General features: G+C 72.9%; 10 protein-coding genes. 1 reads left to right on the top strand and 9 read right to left on the bottom strand.

Going from position 1 to position 11,736, the window contains the following annotated elements; all coding sequences use genetic code 11:
- Positions 1-144: 144 nt before the first annotated feature.
- Positions 145-1,641, bottom strand: a complete 1,497-nt coding sequence (locus ACFWA7_RS32440) for an MFS transporter (protein ID WP_385826651.1) — start codon at positions 1,639-1,641, stop codon at positions 145-147.
- A 150-nt stretch (positions 1,642-1,791) separates the two neighbouring features.
- Here ACFWA7_RS32440 and ACFWA7_RS32435 point away from each other — a divergent pair, with 150 nt between their 5' ends.
- Entirely contained in the window at positions 1,792-2,520 is a 729-nt protein-coding gene (locus ACFWA7_RS32435; protein ID WP_385548927.1) for a TetR/AcrR family transcriptional regulator C-terminal domain-containing protein, read from the top strand.
- Here the strand turns inward: ACFWA7_RS32435 and ACFWA7_RS32430 are convergent.
- The 8 genes from ACFWA7_RS32430 to ACFWA7_RS32395 all read right to left on the bottom strand — a co-directional run bounded on the left by ACFWA7_RS32430 (position 2,517) and on the right by ACFWA7_RS32395 (position 11,502).
- Complete coding sequence (locus tag ACFWA7_RS32430) at positions 2,517-3,737, bottom strand: cytochrome P450 (RefSeq protein WP_385826649.1); 1,221 nt, start codon at positions 3,735-3,737, stop codon at positions 2,517-2,519. The genes ACFWA7_RS32435 and ACFWA7_RS32430 overlap by 4 nt on opposite strands.
- An 81-nt stretch (positions 3,738-3,818) precedes the next feature.
- Positions 3,819-4,499, bottom strand: coding sequence for a response regulator (locus ACFWA7_RS32425; RefSeq protein ID WP_385826647.1), 681 nt, complete (start codon positions 4,497-4,499; stop codon positions 3,819-3,821).
- Entirely contained in the window at positions 4,496-5,854 is a 1,359-nt protein-coding gene (locus ACFWA7_RS32420) for a sensor histidine kinase (RefSeq protein ID WP_385826644.1), read from the bottom strand. The genes ACFWA7_RS32425 and ACFWA7_RS32420 overlap by 4 nt, the downstream gene beginning before the upstream one ends.
- A gap of 89 nt (positions 5,855-5,943) precedes the next feature.
- The gene (locus ACFWA7_RS32415) at positions 5,944-6,873 is read right to left on the bottom strand and encodes an alpha/beta hydrolase (RefSeq protein ID WP_385826642.1); all 930 of its coding nucleotides are present in this window, start codon (positions 6,871-6,873) and stop codon (positions 5,944-5,946) included.
- Positions 6,874-7,832: 959 nt separating this feature from the next.
- Entirely contained in the window at positions 7,833-9,023 is a 1,191-nt protein-coding gene (gene kynU / locus ACFWA7_RS32410; protein WP_385826640.1) for a kynureninase, read from the bottom strand.
- Positions 9,016-9,810 (bottom strand): tryptophan 2,3-dioxygenase family protein, encoded by a 795-nt coding sequence (locus ACFWA7_RS32405; protein WP_385826655.1) that lies wholly within the window; start codon positions 9,808-9,810, stop codon positions 9,016-9,018. Before ACFWA7_RS32405 ends, kynU begins: the two co-directional genes overlap by 8 nt.
- Positions 9,811-10,031: 221 nt before the next feature.
- Entirely contained in the window at positions 10,032-10,922 is an 891-nt protein-coding gene (locus tag ACFWA7_RS32400) for a DUF3152 domain-containing protein (protein ID WP_385548947.1), read from the bottom strand.
- A 166-nt stretch (positions 10,923-11,088) separates the two neighbouring features.
- The gene (locus ACFWA7_RS32395; RefSeq protein WP_190087910.1) at positions 11,089-11,502 is read right to left on the bottom strand and encodes a DUF3151 domain-containing protein; all 414 of its coding nucleotides are present in this window, start codon (positions 11,500-11,502) and stop codon (positions 11,089-11,091) included.
- Positions 11,503-11,736 lie beyond the last annotated feature (234 nt).

The raw sequence follows: 11,736 nt of genomic DNA, 5'->3' as shown, positions 1-11,736 counted from the left end.
AGGGGCGCGGGGAACTGCGCGACCAGCCCCCACCCAGCCCGCAGACGCACAAGGGGCTCGGGGCAAAGCCCCAGGGGGCGGGGGCGGCACGAGGGCCGGTGCCCCCGTCCGGGGTACCGGCCTTCGCCACCCACACCCGACCCCTCAAGCCACCAGCTCCGCCTGCACCGCAGGCACCGCAGGCACCCGCTTCGGGTCCCGCATCACCAGCGCCGCCAGAACCGCCGCCGCCAGAACACCGACCGCGCTGACCGCGAAAGTCGTCGACATCGACGTGGTGAAGGCCTCGTGGGCCGTCCGTACCAGGGACGGGTCGCCGCCCGCCGTCGACAGCGCGCCCGCGATCGAGTGCCGAGCGGACTCCGGCGCATCCGCCGGCATCTCCGCCGCGAACCCGCTCGACAGCATCGAGCCGAGGATCGCGATGCCCAGCGCCGTACCGGCCTGCTGGATCGTGTCGTTGAGGGCCGACCCCACACCCGCCTTGTCCGCCGGGATCGTGCCCATCAGGGCACCTACCGCCGCCGGCATCGCCAGGCCCGCGCCGAGGCCGAGCAGGCCGAGGGCGATCGCCGGGACGGTGAAGCCCGAGGACGCGGTGACGTTGGTCAGCAGCGCGAAGGACGAGGCCATCGTCAGCATCCCGGCCACGATCAGCCGGCGGTTGCCGATCCTCGCGGCGAGCGACGCGCCCGCCGTGTTGCCGGCCAGCGCCGTGACCGCCAGCGGCACGAACGCCAGGCCCGCCTTGACCGGCGAGTAGCCGAGGACGAACTGGAGGTACTGGGTGAGGACGAGCAGCAACCCGCCCGTACCGATCTGGACGAGCGCCAGCGACACCGAACCGCCGCTGAAGTTGCGGTGCTTGAACAGGGCCAGCGGCACCATCGGCGCGGAGGTGACGTTCTCCCAGACCACGAACCCGGTGAGGGCGACGACCGCGACCGCCAGGGTGACCAGCGAGCGACCGCCGAACGCGCCGTGCTGCGGGATCTCGATGATCCACCAGATCAGCGCGGTCATCCCGGCCGCCGACAGCACCGCGCCCAGCGGGTCCGGCTTCTGCCACGGCGCCTTCGACTCGGGCATCAGGACCAGGGCCGCCAGGATGGCCAGCGCCACGACCGGGATGTTGATGAAGAAGATCGAGTGCCAGGAGAAGTGGTCGATCAGTACGCCGCCGAGCACCGGACTTCCGACCAGGCCGAGCATCGACACCGAACCCCACGCCGCCATCGCCTTGCCGCGCTCCTCCTCGTCGAAGACGGTGATGAGGATCGACAGCGTGGAGGGCATGATCAGCGCCCCGCCGACGCCCATCGCGACCCGTACGGCGATGACTTCGCCCGGGTCGGTGCAGAACACCGCCGCCAGCGACGCCGCCCCGAAGAGCAGCAGGCCGGTGATCATCACCTTCCGGCGGCCGAACCGGTCGCCGAGGCTGCCGGAGGTGAGGAGCAGGCCCGCGAACACCAGGATGTAGGAGTCGAGGATCCACTGGGTGTCCTGGGCGCTCGCGCCGAGGTCCGCCGTCATCGACGGCACCGCCACGGTCAGCGCCATGCTGTCGATCACCAGCACCAGCGAGCTGAGGCACAGCACGATCAGGATCCACCAGCGGCGTGGGTTGCGGGTCTCCATGGGGTTCTTCCTCTCGGCTGCGCACATCGTTCCGTCGATGCGCACACTGTACGCAGCTCCGCACAGCGTGCGCAACCGCCAATCCCTGTACGCTAAATGCGAACGTCGTACGCACGCACGCACGCACGCACCGCGAAGCGAAGGAGTGTCATGGCCGCCAAGAGCGCGAACCCGATCCCGTCCGTCTGGGCCCGTCGGCAGCGCGAGCCCGACCAGCCCGCGCTCAGCCGGGCCGCGATCGTCCGCGAGGCGGTCGTGATGCTGGACGCCGACGGCATCGAGGCGCTCAGCATGCGCAAGCTCGGCGCCCGGCTGAACGCGGGCGCGACCTCCCTCTACCGGCACGTCGCCACCAAGGACGAGCTGATGGAGCTCGCGGTGGACGAGGTGTTCGCAGAGATCCCCGTGCCCCCCGCCGACAGCCCCGACTGGCGGGCCGCCACCACCGAGGCCGCCCAGTCCTTCCGCGCGACGGCCCTGCGCCACCGCTGGCTGCCCTCGGTCCTCGGCCAGGCGGGCCTCGCCTATCTGGGCCCCAACCTGATGTCGTTCTCCGAGCGGCTCGCCGCCCTCTTCGTGGGCGCCGGGTTCCCCGAGCCGGAGCGCGCGATCGAGACCGTCCTGTCGTACGTGATCGGGATGAGCACCACGGAGGCGGCGTGGCTCACCACGGTCGCCCGCTCCGGCGAGTCCGAGGCGGACTTCATCGCCCGCCTCATGCCCGCGGCCCAACAGGCGGCGGCCGACCACGAGCACCTGGCCGAGGCGTACGCGACCGTGGAGGTCCAGGACCCGGCCGTGCTGCGCGACGGCAAGTTCGCGTACGGGCTTGAGGTGGTGCTGGACGGCCTGGCGCTGCGGCGCCCCAGCGCCGGTTAGACCTCCACTTCGAGGGCGGCGAGGCCCCGGATCACGTACCCCGGCTTCCACCGCGGCTCGGCGAGCAGCCGCATGCGCGGGGCCTCGCGCAGCAACAGGCCGAACGAGGCGGCCAGTTCGAGGCGGGCGAGAGGGGCGCCGAGGCAGTAGTGGATGCCCGCGCCGAAGCTGACGTGCCGGTTCGCGGCGACGGGACGGCGTACGTCGAAGGTGTCCGGGTCCGCGAACACGGCCGGGTCCCGGTTGGCGGACCCTAAGAGCAGCGCGACCTCCGACCCACGGGGGATTTTCGTCCCCCCGACCTCGATGTCGTCGAGCACCCACCGCTCGAAGAGCTGCAACGGGGTGTCGTAGCGCAGCAGTTCCTCGATGGCACCGGGCAGCAGACCGGGCTCGGCGCGAAGCAGGGCCAGCTGCTCGGGGTGGCGGAAGAGCGTCCACCACCCGTTGGCCGTGGTGTTGACGGTGGCCTCGTGGCCCGCGTTGAGGAGCAGGACACAGGTGGAGATCATCTCCTGCTCGGTGAGGCGGGTGCCGTCGCCGTCGTGGACGGCGATGAGGGCGGAGATGAGGTCGGGGGCGGGGGTGCGGCGCCGCTCGCGGATCAACTCCCGTAGGTAGGAGGTGAACTCCATGGACGCCCGGACCGCGCGGGTGGCGGTGTCCTCGGTGGGGTTCAGCTCGTACATCCCGCAGATGTCGGCCGACCAGGGCCGCAGCAGATGCCGGTCGGCTTCGGGGATGCCGAGCATCTCCGCGATCACGGCGACGGGGAGGGGTTCAGCGACCTCGGCGAGGAGGTCCCCGCCGCCGGCCGCGACGAAGTCGCCCACGAGGCGGTGGGCGATCCGCTCGATGGCCGGGCCCAGCTCTTCGACGCGCCTCGGGGTGAACGCCTTGGCCACAAGCCGCCGGATCCGGGTGTGGTTGGGGCCCTCCAGATCGAGAATCCCCTGGTCATTGAGGGTGTAGAACGGCTCGTGCGCGGGGGGTGGGGGTGTGCGGCCGAACTCCTCGTGGGTGAAGCGGTGCAGGTAGGTGCGGCCGAGGCGGCGGTCGCGGAGGAGGGCGGAGACGTCGGCGTGGTGGGGCACCAGCCACTGGTCGGTGCGGGGGTGGTGGTGGGTGCGGCCGGTGCGGCGGAGTTCTGCGTAGGCGGGGTAGGGGTTGGCGATGAAGGGGGTGGAGGTGGGCTGGAAGGGGGTGGAGGTGTCCATGGGGTTTCTTTCCCCACCCCGCCCGTTCCCTTAAGCCCTGGGCGGGCGGCCGGGTGGGGGTTGAGGCTTGCTTGCCGGGGGCTAGGACGGGGTTATCAGGCGGGACTCGTACGCGTACACCGCCGCCTGCGTGCGGTCCCGCAGGCCCAGTTTCACCAGCACCCGGCTCACATGCGTCTTGATCGTCGACTCCGCCACCACCAACCGGTCCGCGATCTCCGCGTTGGAGAGGCCCTGGGCTATCAGGATCAGGACCTCCGTTTCGCGGTCGGTCAGCTCCTCGACCTCGACCGCTCCCGGCACCCCCCGCCGCACCGGCGTCGAACGGGCGAACTCCGTGATCAGGCGGCGCGTCACCGACGGGGCGAGGAGCGCGTCGCCGGAGGCCACCACCCGTACGCCCTCCGCGAGTTGACGCGCGGACGCGTCCTTCAGGAGGAACCCCGACGCCCCGGCCCGCAGCGCCTGGTACACGTACTCGTCCAGGTCGAAGGTGGTCAGCACCAGCACCCTCGCCTCCGTGTCCGCCGCCACGATCTCCCGCGTCGCCTCGATGCCGTTCATCTCGGGCATCCGGATGTCCATCAGGACCACGTCGGGGCGGAGTTCGCGGACCTTGGCGACCGCCTCCCGGCCGTCGACCGCCTCACCGATCACCTCGATGTCGCGCTGGGCGTTGAGCAGGACGGAGAAGCCCTCGCGGACCATCATCTGGTCGTCAACGATCAGGACGCGGATGTCCGTACTCGCATTCGTACTCATGCCTTCGGTCCCTCCTCGGTCACCGGGATGAAGACCGTCACCTCGTAACCGCCGCCGTCCTCCACCTCACCCGCCGTCATCTCGCCGCCCAGCATCGCCACCCGCTCCCGCATCCCCGTGATCCCGTGGCCGCTGCCGGGCGACGCCGCGACGGTGCCCGTCGGCGGGCCGTTGACCACGCGCAGCCCCACCCCGCCCAGCACATAGCCGACCTCCACCCGCGCGGCCGCGCCCGGCGCGTGGCGCAGGGCGTTGCTGAGGGCCTCCTGGATGATGCGGTACGCCGACAGCTCGACGCCCTGCGGGAGTTCGCGCACCGCGCCCGTGACCACCTTGGTCACGTCGAGCCCCGCGTCGCGTACGTTCGCCAGCAGCCGGTCGAGGTCGGCGAGGGTGGGCTGGGGGGCGTCCGGCGCCTCGTAGTCCTCCGCGCGTACGACACCGAGCACGCGGCGCAGTTCCGTCAGCGCGGCCACCGCGTTCTCGCGGATCGTCGCGAACGCCTGCGTCAGCTCCGGCGGCGGGTTCTCCACGCGGTACGGGGCCGCCTCGGCCTGGATGGCGACCACCGACATGTGGTGCGCGACCACGTCGTGCAGCTCGCGCGCGATGGTGGTGCGCTCTTCGAGCACGGTCCGCTTGTCGCGTTCGACGGCGGTGACCGACTGCTGGACGGTGATCTTCCGCTCCGCGTCCCGGCGGATGTTCACGACGGCGGCGATCAGGAGCAGGATCGCGGACGCGACGGCCATCGGCCCGTCGTCCGTACCGCCTTCGCCGCGGCCGGGGAACTGCATCACCGTGCCGAGCGCCAGCGTGAGGACCCACATCCACACGGCGGTCCTGGGCCGGGTGCGCAGCGCCACCACCACCATCACGGCGAGCTGCGCGAGGAACGCGCCCGCCGGCCACGGCCAGCCGGAGAAGCCGAGGCCACCCGGGCTGAGCACGCCAAGGAACACCGTGCTCGCGCACATCAGCCACCAGGCGCCGACCGGCCGTATCAGGGTCATCGCGACGGGCACCCCGACGATCAGGCCCATCGCCGCCCACACGAGCACGTTCGGGCCCCCGCCCGGACTCCCGTCCGTGTACATGATCATCGCGGCGCAGAACGCGACGAAGAGCACGGCCGCGTGCGGGCTCCAGGCGGCGTACCCGCGCAGCCGGCCGGGCAGATGGCGGGTGAGCGGTCCGTCCGTACGGATCGGTGGCAGCGGCCGGTAGGCGAAGGCGTCCCGGAACAGGTCCCGGCGGAGCCCGCCGAACGCGTCCATGGCGAGCAGGAACTCGGGGCTGCGCCCGCCGTTGCCCGGCGTGCCCCCCGGCGGCGTGGGGCTGATGGTCTCGGTCACGTGCCCACGGTAGGCGGGAGCGGGTGGCCAGGGCGTCCCCTGCTATACGGATCCGGCGGGGTCCGCCTCAGGTACTACGGCGGCGGTCCCTAGTACGCCAGCTGGGCGATCTCCTCGGCGACGACCGCGCAGGCGTCGGCGGCGGGGTCGATGAGGGGGAAGTGGCCGACGCCGTCGAGAAGGGTGAACCCGACGGTCTCGCCCGCGTTGGCGGCCGCGTCTACGTACGCCTCGGCCACGGCCTGCGGCACGACGATGTCGTCCCGGCCCTGGACGAGGGTGGTGGCGACGCCGGTGGGGAGGAGGGCGGCGGGGTCGGAGGAGGGGGAACGGGCACTCAACTGCCCCTGTCCGCCCAGGAGTTGGATGACCGCCCCTTCGCAGACGTCCAGCGCCACCGCCGTGGTGAAGTCGGCGATGGGGGCGAGGGCGACGACGCCGCGGAGGAAGGCGGCGGCGGGGGTGTGCCAGGGGGAGTCGGGCGGCAGTACGTGGCGGGCCGCGGCCCACAGGGCGAGGTGGCCGCCGGCGGAGTGCCCGGTGAGGACGGTACGGCGGAGGTCGGCGGCGGGCAGGTGCGTGCGGGTGAGGGCGGGGAGGGCGTCGAGGGCGGCGGCCACGTCGTCGAACGTGTCCGGCCAGCGTCCGGCGACGGGGCCGCCGCCGCCACCGCCGCCGCTACCTCCGCTACCTCCGCCACCGCCGCCACTGCCGCCACTGCCGCCGCCTTGCCGTGGCAGCAGGCCGCCCCGCCGGTACTCGACGTTGGCGACGGCGAATCCGCGGCGGGCGAGGAAGTCCACGAACGGGGTGAGATGCGCCCGGTCGTACCGCTCGCGCCAGGCGCCGCCGTGGAGGGCGACGACGAGCGGGGCGCCGTTGCCCTCCCCCCTGGGCGCGTAGAAGTCGACGACCTGGTCGGGGTGGGGGCCGTACGGGGCGGTGCTGTCGGGGGCGACGGGCAGATGCGAGAACGCCGAGGCGGCCTCGGCGGCGTCCCTGGCGGCGGGGTCGTGCATGGGTCACCTCTCAGTGGGTCGCTGGCGGACGCTACCAGCGAAGTTGCGGTGCGCTGGGGGGACGCGGTGGGGGGCGCGGTGGGAGTGGACGCGGTGGGGGACGCGGTGGGAGTGGACGCGGTGGGGGACGTGGTGGGAGTGGACGCGGTGGGGGCTGCGGTTGGCCCCGGCCGGGGGTCCCCCACCCCACCCCTTCCCGAAACCCTCCGGGGGTGGGTGGGGGTGGAGGTGGCTCTCCCGGGGGCCGCGCCCCCGGCCCCCCGAGGCGGGGGCTCCGCTCCCTGCACCCCTTGCGGGGCCTGCACCCTTGCGGAGCCTGCACCCTTGCAGGGCCTGCACCCTTGCGGGGCCTGCACCCTTGCGGGGCCTGCACCCTTGCGGGGCCTCCACCCTTGCGGGGCCTCCACCCTTGCGGGGCCTGCACCCTTGCGGGGCCTCCACCCTTGCGGGGCCTCCACCCTTGCGGGGCCTCCACCCTTGCGGGGCCTCCACCCTTGCGGGGCCTGCGGCCCCTGCACCCCGCCTACAGGGCCTCTGCCCCGGTACCCCCGCTCGGGGCTTCGCCCCGGGCCCCGTTCGTCCGCGGGTCGTCTGTGGCCGGTCCCGCCCACGCGGCGGAGCCGCACATGTCACAGCCCCGCGCCCCTGAAGGGCGGGAGCTTCGCTCCCTGCCCCCCCGCTCCGCAAACGCCGGAGGAGCCGAAATGTTCCCCGCGCCCCTTTCTGCCTGCCTTCAGGGGCGCGGGGAACTGCGCGACCAGCCACGACCGACCGCAGACAAACACCGGGTCACAAAGGGGCGCGGGGCTGTGACATTGTGCGGCTCCGCCGCGGGGGCGCGACCGGCCCCCACCGAACCCGCAGACGAACGGGGTCCGGGGGCGGAGCCCCGGCAAGCAGGCCTCACCCCCGCCCAGCCGCCCGGCTGAGGGCTTCAGGGAACGGGCGGGGTGGGGGGGCTAACCCAGCGCCGTCGACAGCGCCCGCGCCGCCCTCTCCGCATCCCCGAAGCTCACGTACAGCGGCGTGAACCCGAAACGAAGGACATCGGGGCGCCGGTAGTCGCCCACGACCCCCGCCGCGATGAGCGCCCGCATCACCGATCCCGCATCCTCGCACCGCAGCGCAACCTGACTCCCCCGCGAGACGTGCGCGGCCGGCGTCACCGACTCGACAAGACCCGGCGCCACGTACGCCGACACGCACTCCAGGAAGAAGTCCGTCAGCGCCAGCGACTTCGCCCGGACGGAGTCGATCGTGACGCCCGTCCAGACGTCGAGGGCCGACTCCAGGGCCAGCATGGACAGGATGTCCGGCGTGCCCACCCGGCCCCGCACCGCCCCGGCCCCCGGCACGTACTCCGTACGCATCCCGAAGGGGTCCTCGTGCGAGTTCCAGCCGGGGAGGGGGGAGTCGAAGGACGGTTGGTGGTCGCCCCGTACGTACAGGTACGCCGGCGAACCCGGGCCGCCGTTCAGGTACTTGTAGGTGCAGCCCACCGCGAAGTCCACCCCGTGCGCATCGAGGCCCACCGGCAGCGCGCCCGCGCTGTGGCACAGGTCCCAGACCGTGAGCGCCCCCGCCGCGTGCGCGGCCGCGGTGATGCCGGGCAGGTCGTGCAGCCGGCCCGTGCGGTAGTCGACGTGGTTGACCAGGATCGCCGCCGTACGCGGGCCGACGGCCGCGGCCATCTCGCCCGGGGCGACCGGGCGCAGCCGACGGCCCGTCATCCGCGCGGCGGACCCCGCCACGTACCCGTCCGTCGGGAACGTGGACTCGTCGACCAGGATCTCGTCACGGTCGGAGGGCGCCAGGCGCACCGCCGCGACCAGCGCCTTGAAGACGTTCACACTCGTGGAGTCGCCCACCACGATCCGGCCGGGCGCGGCGCCTACCAGCGGCGCTATGCGGTCGCCGATCCGCTCCGGCGCCGTCCACCAGCCGCTCTCGTCCCATGAGCGGATGCGCAGCTCACCCCACTCGTGGGCGATGACCTCCTGCATGCGCGCCGCGACGTGGCGCGGCAGCGCGCCCAGCGAGTTGCCGTCGAGGTAGACGGTGGCGTCGTCGAGTGCGAACAGCTCGCGGTGCTTGGCGAGTTCGTCTGCGGCGTCCAGCGCCGCGGCCTTGCCGGCCAGCGCCTCAGACATGGCTGCGCGCCGTCCACAGCTCGGGGAACACGTTCTTCGCGGCGCGCTTCTCCAGCCAGGCCACGCCCGCCGAACCGCCCGTGCCGGTCTTCGCACCCATCGCTCTCCTCGTCGCCACCAGATGGTCGTTGCGCCAGCGCCACACCAGCTCGCCCACATCGGTCAACGACTCGCCCAGGCGCACGAGTTCCCCGTTCTGGTCCCCGGCGTAAAGATCCGCCCAGACCGCCTCGACCTCGGGCGAGGGCTCGTACCGCTGGGAGAGGTCGCGGCCGAGGACCGCGGCCGGGACGGCGTACCCGCGGCGCGCGAGCAGCGCCAGCACCTCGTCGTACAGGCTCGGCTCCTGGAGCGCCTTCTCCAGCTCGGCGTGCACACGCGGCGAGCCGCGGTGCGGCACCAGCATGGACGCCGACTTGTCGCCGAGCAGGAACTCCATCCGGCGGTACATCGCGGACTGGAAGCCGGACCCCTCGCCGAGGGCCGCGCGGTAGGAGTTGAACTGCGCCGGGGTCAGCTGCGCGAGCGGCGTCCAGGACGCGTTGAGCGCCTCCAGCTCGCGTACGGAGCGCTTGAGCGCGTCCACGGCCACGGCCACCCGGTCCTCGCGCAACGCGCGCGTGGCGGTCTCCCACTCGTGGACGATCACCGTGAACCACAGCTCCATGACCTGGGTGGTGACCAGGAAGACCATCTCGCCGGGGTCGTCCGAGCGCAGGTGCTGGAGGTGGGTGAGGACGTCCGCCTGGACGTAGTCCTCGTACGGCGTCGTGCCCGCGAAGTCCAGATTGGGGGCGTCGGCCGGGTCGGTGGATCCGGGGGCGGCGGCTCCGGCGGTGTGGGCGGCTCCGGCGGTTTCGACCGGTTCGGACATCTTTGATGACATCGCTGTCTCCTCGACGTGTCCGGGTAGCGGTCCGCCCCTTCCTTCATCGGCATCGGAGCCCCGGTCCCCACCCGCATCATAAGCACGCCCGGCCCACGCTCGTCAGGGCACGGAAAACGCCTCTACGGCACGGACGGGCCCTCCACGAAAGTGCCGCCCTTGGTGTACGGCCACGCGTTGGACCTGCAGCCCTTCAGGCCCTTGATCTGCTGCATCATCACCGGCGCCGCCTCGCCCTCGCCCGGGCAGGCCATGTGCTGGCGGAAGCCGATCATGTGGCCGATCTCGTGGTTGATGATCAGGTGCCGGTACTCGGCGGGCGGCCCGTCGTACTGCGGCGAGCCCTGCACCCACCGCTTGAGGTTGACCACGACCCCGCCCGCGACCTCGCAGTTCAGCTCGCCGTGGGTGTCGCCGTTGACCGCGCAGAGCCGGTCCGTGGTGGCCGGGGTGGCGATCTTTATGGTCACGTCGGCGCTGTCGCCGCCGGAGACCAGCTGGAACCGGCCACGTCCGTGCGCGGCCCAGCTGCGGGGGTGGGCGAGTATCGCCTGGACCTCGGTGGCGGCCTGGCGCGGCGAGACGTCGACGCCGTCCTCGACGAGCACCTTGTAGCGGCGCAGCGGGCCACCGGTGCCGACGGGGGAACCCGAGGAGCCGGCGGGGGTGAAGGTGCCGGGGCCGGAGGCGGGGACGCCGGCGCCCTTCTTCTTCCCCGACGCGTCGTCCTTCTTGTCTTTGTCCTCGCCCTTCGGGGGCTTCGGCGGCGGAGCGGCCGGGAGGGGGGCGCGGGAGCCGAGGGGGGTCTCGGCGGCGTACCCCGGCTCGGGGACGCCGGCGTCCTTGCCGGGCCACTCGGCGAGTGCGGCGCCGCAGATGAGGGCGAGGCCGAGGAGGCCGCCTACGAGGAGGAGGGCGCGCGGGTGGCGCCGGGCCGAGCGTCTGCCACGGCTACGGGGTCGGGTGTGGCCACGGCCACGACGGTCTCCGCTGCGGGCTGCTCGCTTGCCCAAGACAGACTTCTCCCCTTGTCACGGCTGGAGTTGGGGGAGAGGTGTGGGGCCTCGTGCGCCAGCGCCGGATGCGATCCGTTCGATTCTTCGGTTGTCCTGTAATCGATGGTGCGTGCGATCGTACCGTCCGTACGGGAGTTGTCCGGACGGTACGAATCCGCGCAGGTCAGCCCAGCGTGTCGGCCGCGAGCGGCGAGGAGTCCCGCAGGAACGTGGTGCAGCGCTCGAACTCGGCCTGCTCGCCGATGGCTTGGGCGGCGCGGGCCAGCGCGTGCAGGGCGCGCAGGAAGCCGCGGTTGGGCTCGTGCTCCCACGGCACCGGGCCGTGGCCCTTCCAGCCGGCACGGCGCAGCGAGTCGAGGCCGCGGTGGTAGCCGGTGCGGGCGTACGCGTACGACTCGACCGTGCGGCCCGCGTCGAAGGCGTCGTCCGCGAGCTGGGCCCAGGCGAGGGAGGACGTGGGGTACTTGGCGGCGACGTCGGCGGGGGCGGTGCCCTGTGCGAGCAGGTCGCGCGGTTCGGGGTCGTCGGGCAGGTGCGTCGGGGCGGGGCCGCCGAGCAGGTTCTCGTGAATGGACATGCCCCCAGTCTGCCGCGTCCGCCGCCCACTGGGCCCCTGGCCCCCGTTTGTCTGCGGGTTGGGTGGGGGCTGGTCGCGCAGTTCCCCGCGCCCCTGAAGGGGCACGGCAGAATTCAGCCTCTCCGGCGTTTGAGGAGCGGGGTCCGGGGCGGCCCCCGAAGCGGGGTCCGGGGGCCGCAGGCCCGCAAGGGGGTCCGGGGCGAAGCCCCCGGGAAACGAGCCTCCACCCCCACA

The sequence above is a fragment of the Streptomyces sp. NPDC059994 genome (genome assembly GCF_042737755.1).
Classification (GTDB): domain Bacteria; phylum Actinomycetota; class Actinomycetes; order Streptomycetales; family Streptomycetaceae; genus Streptomyces.
This window is presented reverse-complemented; position numbering and strand designations above follow the sequence as displayed.